This is a genomic window from Caulobacter sp. AVps18 (genome assembly GCF_058681425.1).
Map to the genome: position 1 here is coordinate 1,334,404 of NZ_CM178737.1, position 14,775 is coordinate 1,349,178.

The window sequence follows — 14,775 nt, forward strand, 5'->3', positions numbered from 1 at the left end:
AGTCCGCCGTCCCTGGGCGCCGGACTGGCCTTCTTTTGGCAGCATTGAATGACATCCAGCTTCAGACGGATCGTTACGGCGCATGACCGGGCTGGCCTGTCGGTCGTGCGGTCTGACGAGGCTCTGACACCGAGAGGTCGTCGCGCTGCAAGCAGGGGATATCGTGGTCCAGCAGGCCACCAATCACCTTTGGCGCAATCCCTCGACGGACACCGTTTGCCGCATCGCCTTCATCCTGATCGAAGCCACTCCGATCCACGTCAACGGACGCGTGCTTCCTGGCTCGGCGGATCAATCTGGTCAGTGACGCTGCCGGGTTCATCACCGGACACAATCTCGTCGCCGACGGCGCGACGACGATTTCAGACGGTAGCTAGAGCATTTTCCGATAATTGTGAAACGGTTATCGGATCGAAAAATGCTCTAAACTTTTGATTCATAGCCCTTTTCGCCCGACCCTGATGAAGCCATCAGGTCGGAAAGGGCTCTAGGAGACTGCATCATGAAGCTGTCCACTTTGGCCGGCGATGGCAGGGATGGCCGCCTCGTCGTCGTCTCGACGGATCTGACTCGGGCGGTCGCTGCGGATGACATTGCCCCAACGCTTCAGGCGGCCCTGGAGGCCTGGTCCCATGTCGAGCCTGCCTTGCGGGCGCGTGCCGAGGGCCTGGCGTCCGGGCGTGCTGTCGGTGCGTTTGACTTTGCTCAGGCTCAAGCCCTGGCACCGTTGCCGCGCGCCTGGCAGTGGTTGGACGGCTCGGCCTACGAAAGCCATGGGGCGTTGATGCAGAAGGCTTTCAACATGGAGCCGACCCCGAAGGGACGGCCTCTGATGTACCAGGGAGTTTCGGACAGGTTTTATAGCGCCGTTCAGGACGTTCCCCTTCCCAGTGAAGACGATGGCATCGACTTCGAGGGGGAGTTCGGCGTTATCCTTGATGAGACGCCCATGGGCGTCGGGGCCGATCAGGCCGCCGGCCATATCCGGCTGATCGTCCAGATCAATGACTGGTCGTTGCGGACCCTTGCCCCGATCGAGATGAAGACCGGCTTTGGCTGGATCCAGGCCAAGCCCCCCTGCAGCATGGCGCCGGTGGCGGTCACCCCAGATGAACTGGGCGCGTCATGGCGTGATGGCCGGATTGATCTGCCCCTGACTGTCGACTGGAACGCTCAGCGATTCGGGGCCGCTGAAGGCTATCCCATGGCTTTCTCGTTCCCGGAGCTTGTAGCCCATGCCGCCCGGACCAGAACGCTTTGCGCGGGAACGGTGATTGGCTCGGGCACGGTGTCGAACTCAAACTATCGCGAGGTCGGCTCCTCGTGCATCGCCGAGCGCCGCGGGATTGAGATCGTTGATGACGGCGTGCCGCGCACCGGCTTCATGCGGTTTGGGGATCGAGTGCGGATGGAAGCCCGGATGCCAGACGGTAGCCCACTGTTTGGCGCCATAGATCAGCGCGTCATCGAAGCCATCGTCGGATCCACCTGACTTCAGCCTCAGGGCTCATCCGGGCTCAGGCGGCGCCGGAAATCCGGACAGGCGGCGCAATCAGACTTTAAGGCCGCGACGCGACCAGGCCGAGACTCTGGTTCGTGCCGGATGAAGGATCAGGGGCCAGTCACATGGCCATTGCCGAGAGAGAGTCTGGGTGGCCGAACACTGCCGGCTCGCCTATGAAGTCTTACCCCCGATCTTTACGTCAGAGGCGCCCAGCGTGAAGCCGCTCTTTTCGACACGACTGACCGTCGCGCTCGTTCTCATGGCCTCGCTGGCCCTCGCCCAGGGGGGGCTGGCGGCCTGGATCGCCAACCGTGCCGAGCACCAGGTTCTGCGTGGTCGGATCGCCGGGGACTTGCAAAGCGGCTTCTGGGAGCTTTCCGCGACCAAACAGAGACTGAGGGCCTGGTCGCTGCGGGCCCTGATCGGAGCGACCCATGCGCCCGACGACGGAGAAATGCTGCGTCAGAAGATGGCCTCGACCATCGTGCGCTTGCAGGGCCTTAGCCAGACGGCCGAACGCATGGACAATGCGGCGAGTTCACCGTCTCCGGAAGCGCGCCGCCGCGACGATACGCTGGGTCTGCTGGCCCAGAGCGTGGTGGCTCTGCGCGAGCCCATTGCAGAGATCAATCGTCGGGGACCGACCCAGAATGCCAAGACGGCCTGGGCGGAGATCGAGACGGTTTTCGACGAGGGGGCAGGTCGCGACCTTCGCGAAATGCTCAACGAGAGCATCCGCACCGAAGCCGAAATCCTCAGACGCAAGCGCGAGACCGCAGATCTCTATCTCGAGCGAGTGAAGTTCCTGTCCTGGTCGGCCGCCGCTGTTCTGGGTCTGACGGCGATCGTTCTCGCGGTCTACTTTGCCCGGGCCCTTCGCCGCCCGCTTTCGGCCATTTCTGACGGTGCCAAGGCCTTTGAGCGGGGGCAACTGTCGCACCGGATGCCGGTTGGCGGCTTTGAAGAATTTTCGCGCTTCGGCACCAGCATCAATCACATGGCTGAAGAGCTGTTTGCTCGGAGGGAACAGGAAGCCGAGCTGCGCAATAATCTGGAAATCCAGGTCGCCTCCCGGACGCGCGAACTTGAGGTCGCCCTAGGCGAGCTGCGACAGGCAGAGGCCCGGCGCCGCCAGTTGCTGGGCGATATCAGCCATGAACTGCGCACTCCCTTGACGGCCATTCGGGGTGAGGCGGAGGTCTCGCTTCGCGGCAGCAAGACGATCGAGGATCACCGGGAGGCTCTTCAGAGGATCACTCAGGCCTCGCGCCAGATGACGGCCCTGATCGAAGACCTGCTGATGATGGCGCGCAGCGACGCCGAGGTTCTGCAGCTGAATCTCGCCGACATCGACCCGCTCAAGGCGCTGGAAGATGCCGTCGCGACCCTGTCGCCTGTCGCTCTCGAGCGGGGCCTCAGGCTAGACCTCAACGTGGAGCCCACCGAGGTTCAAGTCTGTGCTGATCCGCAGCGGCTCCAGCAGATCATGGCGCTTCTGCTCGACAATGCGATCCGCTATTCGCATCGCGACGGGGTCATCAGTGTGCATGCCGGCCTGGTCCCTGGCGAGACCATGGCCTGGAGACTTGAGATCGCCGACCAGGGCATAGGCATTGGCGAGCAGGACCTGCATCGCGTTTTCGAGCGCGGGTACAGGACAGCAAGCGCGAGGGCGCATCGAGCGGACGGCACAGGGCTGGGCCTGCCGATCGCCAAGACGCTGACGGAACGCCAGGGCGGCAGGCTCACCCTGGGGAGTGAGCCCGGGCACGGCACTAAAGCCGTTCTGGTTCTTCCGCTGACAGACAGCCTTGCTTCTCAGGACCAAGTTTAGATGCACATTCTCGTCGTCGAGGACGATGCTCGCGTTTCCGATTTCGTCGAGCGCGGCCTCAAGGCCGAAGGCTACAAGGTCCGGGTCGCCAGGGACGGTGAGGCGGGGCTGGAGGCGGCGCGAGACCTGGATCGCATGCTGCGCGAACTGGACCAGAGCGGTGTAATCTTGCTGGACCTTATGTTGCCCAAGATGACCGGCATGGAGGTCTGCCAGGCCCTGCGGGTCGGCGGTGTCATGACACCGATCCTGATGCTGACCGCGCTGGGCGCTGTCGAGGACCGGGTGCAGGGCCTGAGAACGGGCGCCGATGACTATCTGGTCAAGCCGTTTGCCTTCGACGAGCTTCTGGCCCGGATCGAGGCACTGCTGCGGCGACCGCGCGACCAGCGTACCCCGGTCAACAGGACCCTGACGGTCGGCGGACTTGAGCTGGATCGCTCCACCATGCGGGTGATGCGCGATGGCGACGAAGTCACGCTGACAGCCCGTGAACTGGCCCTGCTGGAGCTGTTCATGACGTCGCCGGGGCGGGTCCTGAGCCGCGAACGGATTTTGTCCAATGTCTGGGGTGTGGACGAGGACCCCCTGACCAATGTCGTGGATGTCTATGTCCGGCGGCTAAGGTCGAAGGTCGATCCGGTTGACGGGGTCTCCTACATCTCGACCCTTCGTGGCCTGGGCTATCGGCTTGATACCCCGCCAAGGTCCCGCCCCACCGGGGGCTGAACAGGCTTGCCCCCAAAAAAGAGGCCCCCGTTCCGAAGAACGGGGGCTCAAGTCTAAGGGGGAGGGGGACTCCTCGCCTACTTGGCGGGGGCGTAGGGCAGCGAGGAGTGATGGCCAACGATGCGGATCATGCCGTCATCGGTCTTCTTGAAGGTCCAGGTCTTGTCGACGATGGTCACCTTGCCGTTCTTGTCGGTCATGATGACGTTGCCGGTGGTGCTGGCCACATCGCCGTGGATCTGAACGGCGGCGTTCTTGATTTCGACCGAGCGCCAGCCCTGCAGGGCAAAGCCCTTGTCATTGGGATAGCTCGGCTCGCCACCGACGAAATAGGCCAGAGCGCCTTCCTTCGTGGTCCGGAACGTCTGCGGCGACGTCGTCAGGGTCGGCTTGAACAGCACTGGGCCGAGATTGTAGCCATAGGCCTTGTCGAGAACGGTGCTGGCCAGGGCCTTGGCCTTGGCATGGCCATTGGCTTCATGTTCACGGGAGATGGCGACCAGCGCCTCACCCCAAGCCTTTTGCGCCGCGAGAACCTCGGCTTCCGTGAGGCTGCCGTTATAGGTCGAGCTCGCCCACGCAGCCGGCGAGGCCGCGACAGCAGCCAGCAGGGCACCGGCAGCGAGGATGGAGCGGGGGTTCATTCTGTCTTCTCCTGTTGTCGTGGCGTTCATCGCCTCCCCCACAGGCTTAAGACCCGCCCGTGAACCCAAACTGTCGCCAGGATGAACCGCAGATTACAGGGCGGAGCCGGCTCAGGAGCGCCGGCCAAAACGCCAGAAGGGCTGCACCTGCAGGAGGTACAGCCCTTGAGCCGTGCGCACAGAAAGATCCAACCCGACCCCGGGAGCCTGACCAGCAGGCCCCCGGGCGCTGGATGCTTTAGCGCTTCCAGCTTTCGACGGCGCTCACCAGGCCGGCGACTTCAGACGGCGCTATGGCGACCGTGATGTCCTGCCCGCGGTCATCCTTGAACCGCACGGGCCACGGCGTCCGGTCTCCGGGCCTGTAGGCCGTGGCGATCTCGCGAATGGTCTGTTCGGGCAGGTTGAACTCGACGGTCAAGTGCTGACCGCAGGTGACGCCATTGTCCGTGCATTCATCCGACCAGCGCCGAACATTCGAAGGCTCGATCTTCAGCAGCTTTCCACTTGACCGGATGTGGACCAGGCTCACGTCGCGGCGAGGACCGAAATAGGTGAGGTGATGGCTCACCCGCCACTGGGTTGCGGTGTTGTCACGTGATTTGAAGGCCTGAACATAGCCGTCATGGATGGAGACGCCGTCCTTGTGGCTGCCCTTGCGAATGACCGGCCGGGTGCTGAAGGTGACGTGATCTTCCAACGGATCGTCACGGACCTCGACGCGCTCGGCCACCTGCGACGGCGTCATCTTGGCCAGAGCCTGGGGCACTTCAAGGGCGGCTGCGCTCTGGGCGGTACCGGCCGCCAGGGCCGCGGCGAGGGCACCCGCAGCCAGGATCGCATTGCGCGACGGGCGGCGGTCAGAAGAGGTTTTCGGGGAAAGGGTCTTGAGGGTCATGGTTCTTTTGGCTCCGATTAGAATTGCAGATTGAAAGTGACTGAAGCGGCGTGGGTGACGGCATCGACACCTGGCCGGAAGGCGCGCTGGTGCAGGTAGCCCGGCTCGATCGCGACGGTTTTTGAGACGGGTACCGAGACGCCGGCGAAGCTGCGCCAGAGATGCACGCCGTCACGCTGGCCCCAGCTGGTCTCGTTCAGGCCGACAAAGGGTTCAGTCCAGGCGACGACCCGGACCTTGTCCTGCAGGGGGGCGGTGAACCGCACCTGCTGCCGGACACGCCAGCCGGTTCCGTCCCGGTCCTCGATCCAGCGCTGCTCCAGCCGGGTGCGGCCCGTCAGGGTCGGGCCCTTGCCGTTGCCGGCGAGCCGGAAAGTCAGCTGTTCCCAACTGCGGTGCTCGTGGGTCGTAGCCCGGCCGAGCGCGCTGGTCCGGATATAGGCGTAGCCCGCCGAAACGACCCTGGTGTCGTCCAGTCTCCAGCCGACCGAGGGTCGAATGATCACCTGGCCGAGACGGCTGGCGTCCTCGTTGAACCGGGTCTGGACATCGACCGTCAGGAGCGTGCGCTTTGAGAGCGCCTTGGTCGCCTGGACGGTCGACCATGCCTGCAGGTCCTCATCGGCCGCATGGGCCTGGCCAGCCGTCAACAGTCCCGTGCACATCAAGACCGCAGCCGCCAAGCTGGACGGCCTGGCGTTCAGGGTCAGAAGCGCCATGACAGGCCTGCGCTCAGAACCCACGGATCCAGCTGGTGCTCGGACTGCAGTACCAGGGTATCGCGCGCATGGAACCGTGCGGTCGTGTCGACGAAGTAGCGCTTGGCATCCAGGCTGAGCCCGAAGTTGCGGCCCGGGAGCGGGATGTCCACGCCGGCCTGGATCGCGGCCCCCAATTCACTGGAGAGACGGGCCCGGGTCGCGCCGAGGCTGCGGGCTCCAGCGCCCAGGTCTTCCCCGAAAATCATGAAGTAGGCCGGCCCGGCGCCGACATAGGGCTTGATGCCGTTGTCGAGGGGGAAGTGATACTTCAGGGTCACTGTTGCCGGGATGACCTCGGCCTTGTCGATCAGGGCAGCGCCCTGGATCTTGCCGCTGCCGGTTACGTCGTGTTGAGTCACACAGCAGATGGTCTCGATCGACAGGCGCGGGGTCACGAAGTACTCGGCGGCGATCGTCGGGACCCAGGTATCACTGGCCCGAGTATCCGAGCCCGCCGGCAGAGGGATGGCATCGCGCTTGACGCTGTTGATCGCGCCATCCACCGCAACGCGGGATGCGAAGGCCTTGATCTGAAAGCGGCCTTCCTCGGCCGAGGCGGTGGCGGGCACCAGGGCCGCTAGGGCCAGGGCGGATGCTGCAAGGGCTGCGGATTTCAAGTTACGGGTGTCCTCTTGTTACGACGGCAGGCCTGTTGGCCTTCGGAACAAGAGTTGCGGGTGTGCGGTGAACCTCGTCTGTCGTCAGAATGAACGGCGCATTACAGCCCTGCGTCGGATGGCTCAGGTGATGCCTCAGCGGTCCCTTCAGGACGGCAAGCCTTGGGCGCATCCTTCGGGGAGGGCTATCCGGAGGCCCCGCCCAGGCCGGACCAGAGCCTTGGCATGGCTTGGCTGTACGGCGCGGGCTGAGCACCCGATTGAGCTGCGGAAGTCCCGCATTGCGCAGCCGGTCGGCCCGTTGGGTTCAGTTTCGCGGCTGAGGCCACAGGGGGCGGGACTTATGTTTCGTCTGAATCCGGAGCTTCGCGGATGGTCAGGTCCAGAGCGGCAACGAGTTCGGAAAGCTTTTCGTCGGCCACCGGCTGATCCCGGGTGAGGTCATCGTCAATATTGCCGGCCAGGGTGCTCAGTGAGGCGTGTCCGAAGCTGCCGGCTATGCCGGCTATGCCGTGAACCACTATGCGCAGAGGCTCACGCCGATTGATGGCGTCCTGGTTCAGAAGCGAGCGGAGCGTTGCAATGTCCTCAACGCACCTTTGCCTGAAACGAGCCCTCAGGCGGGCAAGCGGATCATCGCTCATGGCGGCTCGCAAGCGCAGTGCGTACGTCCTGGGCCAGAGACGTCGGATCGAATGGCTTGGTAATGACGTCGAGGGCTCCCAGTTCGAGAAGTTGACGACGCTCGTCAGGCAGGGCCCTGGCTGTCACGAAAATGACCGGTGGATTGGCCCCGTTTTCCGCGCGCAGTGTTGCGAGAACCGCCGGTCCGTCCATCTTCGGCATCATAACATCCAGCAGCACAACATCGACGGCCGTTCGGCGCAGATGGTCCAGGGCTGCGGGGCCTGAAGCCGCAGTCGTCACTCGCATCAGGGGGTCCAGCTCTAGTGAAAGCTGCGCAAGTTCGCGCAGATCGCTTTCGTCGTCGACGTACAGAATGTTCACAGGCAGAGCTCACCTTTTCGGCCATTCGGGCCCCCGCGCTCGCATGAAAAATTGTCGAGCGTTGCGCGGACTGTTCTGGATATTGTTCCGGGCGTTACGGGCTTTTGCAGGAATGGCAGCCCTTCGATGGCGTTGCCTGTAGCCATGACTTGCTCGCGACGCCGGCCTGTCAGCAGAATGAAGGGCAGTTCAAGTGCGCAAGGCAGGGCTCTGGCTTGTCGCAAAAACTCCAGGCCATCCATGATCGGCATGTCGATGTCAGTCAGGACCAGGTCAAATTTCCGGCGCGTGAGTTTGTCCAAGCCGTCTTCGCCATTATACGCAGCGACTACCGAATGACCGTCTTGAGCCAGCACATCGTGAATGAATTCACTGAAAAGTATGTCATCGTCTAAAGTGAGGATTGTAGACATAGGTTGTTCTCGTGGGCGGTATCCCCCGCCTCACTTGAATGACGAAAGATGATCTCGCACAATTGCCGGTTGTTGCTAGGTAATTGTACCGATAGGCTAGACAAATAGCGGGGTGTATCTGCGCGCTCCGCTGGCCGTAGCACCAAACGGAGAAATGTGGCGGACCGTGTTCTGGCGCTCCAAAACCCTGATAGAGTAAGCGGATGACGAACCCGGAAGGCCGGCGGCGCGTATATGTTGTCGACGACGACGCGCTGATGCGCGACGCCATTGCTGCCCATTTCCCGCCGGCGGAGTTTTCCGTGGAAACCTTCGGCGCGGCGCGTGACCTTTTGACGCGGCTGCCCGCCGACGCGGTCGGATGCGTCATAACCGATGTACGCATGTCGCCCATGGACGGCGTGGCCTTGACGGAGGCCCTGCGCGCACATGCCCCCAAGATCATGGTGGTTGTCATTACAGCTCATGCCGACGTGGCGCTGGCTGTTAGCGCCATGAAGGCTGGTGCGAGCGATTTCTTTGAAAAAACCGAAGACCTTGCTCGCCTGGTCGAGATCGTTCGTGCGCTCCACGAGCCGTCACAGGAAGACCCGGCAACAGCCACCGAGCGAGACAGGGTCAGGCAGCGGCTCAAAAGCCTGACCGCCAGAGAGTTGGAAATCCTCGTCGAGATAGGCCAGGGACAGACCGGACGCCAGATCTCGGATGGACTGGGTATCAGCGTGCGCACTGTGGAAGCCCACCGCAGGGCGCTCATGCTGAAAATGGGGGCGGCAAGGCTCGGCCATCTGGTGCGAATGGCAACCCTGAGCGGTTTGGATTCACGACCTGCTGGCACCTGAGGCGGCAGCATTTTTGCGACAAGCCCGCTGATGTCCAGGGCGCGGGTCGGCTGCTCAATATTCATGTCCCATCGACGCCTATGGCGGCGTCGTGACCGGCCGGAACACTCCTGGCGGCGACGCGCTGTTTACCTGTAGCTTTCCCCTCAACGAGCAAGGCGCGCCCCCGGCTCCCTGGCCCGTCGCCTCGTTCGCCCTTGAAGGACGTCCCGCATGAGCCGCCTGCACAGTGAACGCCACCTGGTGGCCCGGATCGGCTGGCTGCGCGCTGCGGTGCTGGGCGCCAATGATGGTATCGTCTCGACGGCCAGCCTGATCGTCGGTGTCGCCGCCGCCAACCCTGAAAAGTCGGCGATCCTGTTGGCCGGCGCGGCGGGGCTGGTTGCGGGCGCGATGTCGATGGCGGCAGGCGAATATGTCTCGGTCTCTTCCCAGTCCGACACCGAAAAGGCCGACCTGGCCCGGGAAAGCGCCGAACTGGCCACCGACCCGGACGCCGAGTTGGACGAACTGGCGGGTCTCTATGAGGTTCGAGGCGTCGAGGCAGGAGTCGCGCGGCAGGTCGCCGAGCAACTCATGGCCCGGGATGCGATCGGCGCCCATGCTCGGGACGAACTGGGCATTTCCGCCCACACGACGGCCCGCCCGATCCAGGCGGCCCTGACCTCGGCGGCGACCTTCACGGTAGGAGCAGCCCTGCCGCTGGCTGTCGTGCTGCTGGTTCCTGCCGCCTGGCTGACAGTCGGCGTCGCGCTGGCTGCGCTGTCGTGCCTGGCGGTGCTCGGCGCCGTTGGCGCAGGGGCCGGCGGCGCCGGTGTCTGGCGGTCTGTTGTACGGGTGACGTTCTGGGGCGCGGCGGCGATGGCCCTGACTTCGGGCATTGGTCGGCTGTTCGGCGCCACGCTTTAGTGGCCCCTTATGCGGCTCCGCTTTTCAGCAAGGCGTCGAAATAGGCGATGGTCTTGTTGAGACCGGCTTCCAGGGCGATGGTCGGCTCCCAGCCGTCGAGGGTTTCCTTGGCCAGGCTGATGTCGGGGCGGCGCTGGCGGGGGTCGTCGGAGGGCAGGGGCTGGTAGGTGATGGTCGAGCGCGAGCCGGTCTGGGCCACTACCATTTCGGCCAGGGCACGAATGGTGAACTCGCCCGGATTGCCCAGATTGATCGGGCCCGTGACCGCATCGTCGGTGTTCATCAGGCGGATGAAGGCCTCGACCATGTCGTCGACATAGCAGAACGAGCGGGTCTGCAGCCCCTCGCCATAAAGAGTGATGGGTTCGCCCTTCAGGGCCTGGACGATGAAGTTGGACACCACGCGCCCGTCGTTGGGGTGCATGCGCGGGCCATAGGTGTTGAAGATCCGGGCCACCTTGATGCGCACGCCATTCTGGCGGTGATAGTCGAAAAACAGGGTCTCGGCGCAGCGCTTGCCCTCGTCGTAGCAGGAGCGGATGCCGATCGGGTTCACATTGCCCCAGTAGTCCTCGACCTGGGGGTGGATGGCCGGGTCGCCATAGACCTCGCTGGTCGAGGCCTGGAAGATTTTGGCGCGCCGGCGCTTGGCCAGGCCCAGCATGTTGATTGCCCCGTGCACCGAGGTCTTGGTCGTCTGCACCGGGTCGTGCTGGTAGTGGATGGGCGAGGCAGGGCAGGCCAGGTTGTAGATCTCGTCGACCTCGACAAAGAGCGGAAAGGTCACGTCGTGGCGCATCAGCTCGAAATTGGGATTGCTCAGCAGGTGGGCCACATTGCGCCGGGCGCCGGTGTAGAAGTTGTCGACGCACAGCACTTCATGGCCTGCATCGAGCAGGCGCTCGCACAGGTGCGAGCCGAGAAAGCCGGCACCGCCGGTGACCAGGATGCGCGTCATGTCGGTTCCTCACAGCGGGCTTGCACCCCCACCCTAGCGTGAGTCTGCGGCGCGTCGAATCGCGTCGCTCGCAAGCTGGCCCGTCCCTTGCGTCGCATCACCCCAACATCCCGGAAAGGGACGGGGGGAAGCCATGGTCGCGCTCGACAGGAATATTGCTCCGCGCCGTATCGGTCGCATGGCCCGCATTGAGCGGGGACCGACGACGCGGTGGTGGCAGCGCCATCCCGAGGTGGGCCTTATGGTCGGCTGGGCAGTGATCCTCAGTTGCGCCGCAGCACTCTGGCAGGTGCTCTGATTCCAGCCCGTCGCTCTACCTGCCCAATCCGGGTAGGTCTGGGGGCGTCGTCAGTTGTTTCAGGCCCAAAACAGGCGCATCGCGGAGCGTCGGTGCTTGTTGCCCATGTGCCCGACAAAGCCGACCGGGTCGCCGCAACCAAGGCCCGGTCGGCGCCCTTGCCGTAAGGTAAGTAATTTGCTCCCTATGGTAGAGCTTGGTCATTTTGGCGTAACCTTTGCGGGATATCGTGGTGTTGCTCGCGTTTCGCACGCGCGAGCATGGCCGGCCTTGGACCCACCCCCGAACTTCCGAGGTCGGCCGCCCCGTTCCCCAAAAATCGGCTGCCATATGCAGTGTTGAGCGCCCTCAGACGGGCTGCGTTAAACGGCGCACGCTTGATGACGCTCAGTTTTGGCGACGATCTTGCCTCTGCGACAAAATGCCCACCTTGTGTCTTCGCTGCGCCAATGATGCGTCTTCGGCCGCTGCACGCCGTTGCCGTTGCTGGCCATACCGCGACGATAGACATAAATTTTGCGGACTAATCCATAACCACACATCAATATAGATGGCGTTGAGACGTGCCGATTCATGAACTAAAGAGTCGGAATATTGATTTTTTATAAAATATATCTTTCCTGAGCGACGGTATGGCTAGATTTTTTACTTTAAGAAGCTAACAGTATATTGGTCGGTAACGGCGTTACGCCGATTGCGGTTACTATCTATTTACCAGCCAGGGCCGACATCACGCTTCAGAAAGCCCGATAGACCACGGGCTGGGGAGCAATAGAAATGTCGAACAAGATCAAGCCCGGCGTGCTTGTGCTGAGCGCTCTTGCGCTCGCCGCCGCGCCCCTCGCCGCCCACGCTGACGCCGCCAAGGACCTGCAGGTCGCCGGCCGGGCCCTGACCTTCCTCGAGAACGGCCCGACCGGCAAAGCCACGCTGGGCGTTGTCTTCGATCCGTCCAAGCCGGCATCGGTCGCCGAAAAGAACGCCATCATGGCCGCCATCGGCGGCGGGCTCAGCGCCGGCGCCCTCACCCTGGTCGGCAAGCCGGTTGAGGCCGGCGACGTCGCCGGCGTCTCGGGCGTTGCCGCGCTCTACATCACGACCGGCGTCGCCTCCGGCCCGGTCGGGGCCGCCGCCAAGGGCAAGAAGATCATCACCATCGGCTCAGACATGTCCTGCGTCACCAGCGGGGCCTGCGTGATGAGCGCTTCGGCTGATCCCAAGGTGGAGATCGTGGTCAATCGCTCGGCCGCCGCAGCGGTCGGCGCGGTGTTCAAGGCCGCCTTCCGCATGATGATCCGCGAAGTCTGATCAAAGCCATCGAAAGAGACATGACGATGAAAACCACTCTCTTCGCCGGCGCTTCGGTCGGCCTGATCATCCTGGCTTCGGCCACTGCTGCCTCGGCCCAGTCGATCGACTATGGCGCGATGGAGCAGCTGTTCAACGAACCCGTCACCACCTCGGCCACGGGCTCGCCGCAACGCTCCACCGAGGCCCCGGTCGCGATGGACATCATCTCGGCCGCTGACATCGCGCGCTCTGGCGCCACCGACCTGCCGACCATCCTCAGCCGCGTCGCCGGCATGGATGTGCTGAGCTGGGGCGCAGCCAGCGCCGACATCAGTGTCCGGGGCTATAATCAAGCGCTTTCGCCGCGCCTGCTGGTGCTGATCAACGGTCGTCAGGTCTATCTCGACCACTACGGCTTCACGGCCTGGGCGACCCTGCCGGTACAGCTGGAAGAGATCCGCCAGATCGAAGTCGTGAAGGGGCCCAACAGCGCCCTGTTCGGCTTCAACGCCGTGGGCGGCGTCGTCAACATCATCACCTTCAATCCGAAGTTCGACGATGTGGGCTCGGTGACGGTTCGCGCCGGCACAGGCGGCCATGCCGAGGTTTCGGCCGTCAAGACCGTGAAGCTGGGCGACAAGGTCTCCGCTCGCCTCTCGGCCGGCGGCGTGCAGATGGACGAATGGAAGAACGACGGCCGTTACAGCAATAGCCTGTTGACCGATCCGGCCCGGGTCTCAGCCAACATTGATACGGTTGCCCAGCTCAGCGACAAGACCGAACTGCGGGTCGAGGGCAGCTGGTCTAATGTCAAGATTAGCGAAAGCGTCATCGGGGCCTATTCGCCGACCAAATATGTCACCACCTCGATCAAGGGGGGGCTGACGTCCGAGACCAAGCTGGGCACGCTGAGCCTGAGTGCCTATCGGAACGGTTTGTCGGCAAAGTTGAAGGCCCTTGGCCAGGCCCTGAATTTCGACAACGAAATCAGTGTCCTGAGCGCCCAGAACCTGTTCAAGGTCGGCGCGCGCCATACCTTCCGGGTCGGCGGCGAGTATCGCAAGAACAAGGTCAATACCGCTCCGATCGCCGGCGGCGAGCTGTCCTATGACGTGATGGCCGTGTCGGGCATGTGGAACTGGGCTGTCACCGACAAGCTCTCGACCACGCTGGCCGTGCGACACGATACGCTGGACCTGAAGCGCACGGGCACCTTCCCCGTGGGCTATCCGACGACCCTGTCCAACGCGGCCTGGGACCGGTCGATCAAGGAAATGAGCTACAACGCCGGTGTCGTCTATCGCCCGAGCGACTTCGACACAGTGCGCCTGACGGCCGCAAAGGGCGTGCAGGTTCCGACCCTGATCGACCTGGGCGCCCTGCAACTGGTCACGCGGGTCGGGGCCTTCTCGCTCGGCGCGATCGGCAATCCCGCACTGAAGCCTTCGATCGTCACCAACTACGAGCTGGGCTATGACCGCGCGCTTCCGGCTCTGAACGCCAAGATCGGCGGCTCGGTGTTCATCCAGAAGACCGAGGACGTCAAAGGCAACCCGACAACGATGCAGTTCGACCTGCCGCCGACGGCCACCAGCGTGCCGCTGATCAGCTATCGCAATATCGGCGAATCCAAGATGTCGGGTGTCGAGCTCAAGGCCTCTGGCGAGATCACCGGTGGCTATCACTGGGGCGCGAACTACATCTGGACGGATATTGAGGACAAGCCGGTGACCGGCTTCTCAACCCTCACACGCCGGGCCGCCTATGAGCAGACCACGCCATCCTACCGGGCCAATGCCGAGCTGGGCTGGAAGAACGACGCCTGGGCTGTTGACGGCTATCTGGGTCTGGTCGGCAAATCCAACGCCAACCTGACTGGGGCCGCTTTCGTGCCGATCGACGCCTACGCCACCCTTGGCGGTCGGGTCGCTCGCACCTTCGGCAAGGACTACACCCTCGCCGTCAGCGGCCAGAACCTGCTTGAGGACGGCCAGGATCAGACCGGCATGCTGAGGGCCGAGCGTCGCGTCTACCTGACCCTGACCAAGGCCTGGTAAGCACGACGCGCTG

17 protein-coding genes are annotated in these 14,775 nt (G+C 63.5%); 9 read left to right on the plus strand and 8 right to left on the minus strand.

Annotation, left to right across the window (positions count from 1 at the left end; translation table 11 throughout):
* The first annotated feature begins 163 nt into the window (after positions 1 to 163).
* The 4 genes from ACW179_RS06370 (at position 164) to ACW179_RS06385 (ending at position 4,067) form a co-directional block, all read left to right on the plus strand.
* On the plus strand, positions 164 to 307 hold the full coding sequence (locus ACW179_RS06370; RefSeq protein WP_492063458.1) for a hypothetical protein: 144 nt from the start codon (positions 164 to 166) through the stop codon (positions 305 to 307).
* 195 nt (positions 308 to 502) lie between these two features.
* Positions 503 to 1,492, plus strand: a complete 990-nt coding sequence (locus tag ACW179_RS06375; protein ID WP_492063459.1) for a fumarylacetoacetate hydrolase family protein — start codon at positions 503 to 505, stop codon at positions 1,490 to 1,492.
* 160 nt (positions 1,493 to 1,652) lie between these two features.
* Entirely contained in the window at positions 1,653 to 3,338 is a 1,686-nt protein-coding gene (locus ACW179_RS06380) for a sensor histidine kinase (protein ID WP_492063460.1), read from the plus strand.
* Positions 3,339 to 4,067: a response regulator transcription factor gene (locus tag ACW179_RS06385; RefSeq protein ID WP_492063461.1), complete on the plus strand. Its 729-nt coding sequence runs from the start codon at positions 3,339 to 3,341 to the stop codon at positions 4,065 to 4,067.
* A 77-nt stretch (positions 4,068 to 4,144) separates the two neighbouring features.
* Here ACW179_RS06385 and ACW179_RS06390 read toward each other — a convergent pair whose 3' ends face one another.
* The 7 genes from ACW179_RS06390 to ACW179_RS06420 form a co-directional block, all read right to left on the minus strand.
* Positions 4,145 to 4,711, minus strand: a complete 567-nt coding sequence (locus tag ACW179_RS06390) for a metal-independent carbonic anhydrase family protein (protein ID WP_492063462.1) — start codon at positions 4,709 to 4,711, stop codon at positions 4,145 to 4,147.
* A 238-nt stretch (positions 4,712 to 4,949) separates the two neighbouring features.
* On the minus strand, positions 4,950 to 5,609 hold the full coding sequence (locus tag ACW179_RS06395; RefSeq protein WP_492063463.1) for a hypothetical protein: 660 nt from the start codon (positions 5,607 to 5,609) through the stop codon (positions 4,950 to 4,952).
* Positions 5,610 to 5,626: 17 nt separating this feature from the next.
* Entirely contained in the window at positions 5,627 to 6,328 is a 702-nt protein-coding gene (locus ACW179_RS06400) for a DUF2490 domain-containing protein (RefSeq protein WP_492063464.1), read from the minus strand.
* The gene (locus tag ACW179_RS06405) at positions 6,316 to 6,987 is read right to left on the minus strand and encodes an OmpW family outer membrane protein (RefSeq protein ID WP_492063465.1); all 672 of its coding nucleotides are present in this window, start codon (positions 6,985 to 6,987) and stop codon (positions 6,316 to 6,318) included. Before ACW179_RS06405 ends, ACW179_RS06400 begins: the two co-directional genes overlap by 13 nt.
* 341 nt (positions 6,988 to 7,328) lie before the next feature.
* Positions 7,329 to 7,631 carry an Hpt domain-containing protein gene (locus tag ACW179_RS06410; RefSeq protein WP_492063466.1) on the minus strand — a complete coding sequence of 101 codons (303 nt, stop codon included), beginning with the start codon at positions 7,629 to 7,631 and terminating at the stop codon, positions 7,329 to 7,331.
* Complete coding sequence (locus ACW179_RS06415) at positions 7,621 to 7,995, minus strand: response regulator (RefSeq protein ID WP_492063467.1); 375 nt, start codon at positions 7,993 to 7,995, stop codon at positions 7,621 to 7,623. Before ACW179_RS06415 ends, ACW179_RS06410 begins: the two co-directional genes overlap by 11 nt.
* Positions 7,992 to 8,408 carry a response regulator gene (locus tag ACW179_RS06420; RefSeq protein ID WP_492063468.1) on the minus strand — a complete coding sequence of 139 codons (417 nt, stop codon included), beginning with the start codon at positions 8,406 to 8,408 and terminating at the stop codon, positions 7,992 to 7,994. The genes ACW179_RS06415 and ACW179_RS06420 overlap by 4 nt, the downstream gene beginning before the upstream one ends.
* Before the next feature lie 203 nt (positions 8,409 to 8,611).
* On the opposite strand from ACW179_RS06420, the gene ACW179_RS06425 reads away from it, so the two are divergent.
* Together ACW179_RS06425 and ACW179_RS06430 are read left to right on the plus strand one after the other, a co-directional pair.
* Entirely contained in the window at positions 8,612 to 9,250 is a 639-nt protein-coding gene (locus ACW179_RS06425; protein WP_492063469.1) for a response regulator transcription factor, read from the plus strand.
* Between the two features lie 213 nt (positions 9,251 to 9,463).
* Positions 9,464 to 10,159: a VIT1/CCC1 transporter family protein gene (locus ACW179_RS06430; protein ID WP_492063470.1), complete on the plus strand. Its 696-nt coding sequence runs from the start codon at positions 9,464 to 9,466 to the stop codon at positions 10,157 to 10,159.
* Between the two features lie 7 nt (positions 10,160 to 10,166).
* On the opposite strand, the gene ACW179_RS06435 is transcribed toward ACW179_RS06430, so the two are convergent.
* Positions 10,167 to 11,117: a UDP-glucuronic acid decarboxylase family protein gene (locus ACW179_RS06435; RefSeq protein ID WP_492063471.1), complete on the minus strand. Its 951-nt coding sequence runs from the start codon at positions 11,115 to 11,117 to the stop codon at positions 10,167 to 10,169.
* Positions 11,118 to 11,250: 133 nt separating this feature from the next.
* Here ACW179_RS06435 and ACW179_RS06440 point away from each other — a divergent pair, with 133 nt between their 5' ends.
* The 3 genes from ACW179_RS06440 (at position 11,251) to ACW179_RS06450 (ending at position 14,762) form a co-directional block, all read left to right on the plus strand.
* Positions 11,251 to 11,415: a hypothetical protein gene (locus tag ACW179_RS06440; RefSeq protein WP_492063472.1), complete on the plus strand. Its 165-nt coding sequence runs from the start codon at positions 11,251 to 11,253 to the stop codon at positions 11,413 to 11,415.
* A gap of 777 nt (positions 11,416 to 12,192) precedes the next feature.
* Positions 12,193 to 12,723 (plus strand): hypothetical protein, encoded by a 531-nt coding sequence (locus ACW179_RS06445; protein ID WP_492063473.1) that lies wholly within the window; start codon positions 12,193 to 12,195, stop codon positions 12,721 to 12,723.
* A gap of 26 nt (positions 12,724 to 12,749) precedes the next feature.
* Positions 12,750 to 14,762, plus strand: a complete 2,013-nt coding sequence (locus ACW179_RS06450; protein WP_492063474.1) for a TonB-dependent receptor plug domain-containing protein — start codon at positions 12,750 to 12,752, stop codon at positions 14,760 to 14,762.
* Positions 14,763 to 14,775: the final 13 nt, after the last annotated feature.

What these genes read in the sequence shown, in the direction of transcription:
- ACW179_RS06395 (WP_492063463.1), bottom strand. Translation starts at nt 5,609, where the DNA reads ATGACCCTCAAGACCCTTTCCCCGAAAACCTCTTCTGACCGCCGCCCG.
- ACW179_RS06410 (WP_492063466.1), bottom strand. Translation starts at nt 7,631, where the DNA reads ATGAGCGATGATCCGCTTGCCCGCCTGAGGGCTCGTTTCAGGCAAAGG.
- ACW179_RS06385 (WP_492063461.1), top strand. Translation starts at nt 3,339, where the DNA reads ATGCACATTCTCGTCGTCGAGGACGATGCTCGCGTTTCCGATTTCGTC.
- ACW179_RS06450 (WP_492063474.1), top strand. Translation starts at nt 12,750, where the DNA reads ATGAAAACCACTCTCTTCGCCGGCGCTTCGGTCGGCCTGATCATCCTG.
- ACW179_RS06445 (WP_492063473.1), top strand. Translation starts at nt 12,193, where the DNA reads ATGTCGAACAAGATCAAGCCCGGCGTGCTTGTGCTGAGCGCTCTTGCG.
- ACW179_RS06435 (WP_492063471.1), bottom strand. Translation starts at nt 11,117, where the DNA reads ATGACGCGCATCCTGGTCACCGGCGGTGCCGGCTTTCTCGGCTCGCAC.
- ACW179_RS06425 (WP_492063469.1), top strand. Translation starts at nt 8,612, where the DNA reads ATGACGAACCCGGAAGGCCGGCGGCGCGTATATGTTGTCGACGACGAC.
- ACW179_RS06430 (WP_492063470.1), top strand. Translation starts at nt 9,464, where the DNA reads ATGAGCCGCCTGCACAGTGAACGCCACCTGGTGGCCCGGATCGGCTGG.
- ACW179_RS06440 (WP_492063472.1), top strand. Translation starts at nt 11,251, where the DNA reads ATGGTCGCGCTCGACAGGAATATTGCTCCGCGCCGTATCGGTCGCATG.
- ACW179_RS06375 (WP_492063459.1), top strand. Translation starts at nt 503, where the DNA reads ATGAAGCTGTCCACTTTGGCCGGCGATGGCAGGGATGGCCGCCTCGTC.
- ACW179_RS06400 (WP_492063464.1), bottom strand. Translation starts at nt 6,328, where the DNA reads ATGGCGCTTCTGACCCTGAACGCCAGGCCGTCCAGCTTGGCGGCTGCG.
- ACW179_RS06420 (WP_492063468.1), bottom strand. Translation starts at nt 8,408, where the DNA reads ATGTCTACAATCCTCACTTTAGACGATGACATACTTTTCAGTGAATTC.
- ACW179_RS06390 (WP_492063462.1), bottom strand. Translation starts at nt 4,711, where the DNA reads ATGAACCCCCGCTCCATCCTCGCTGCCGGTGCCCTGCTGGCTGCTGTC.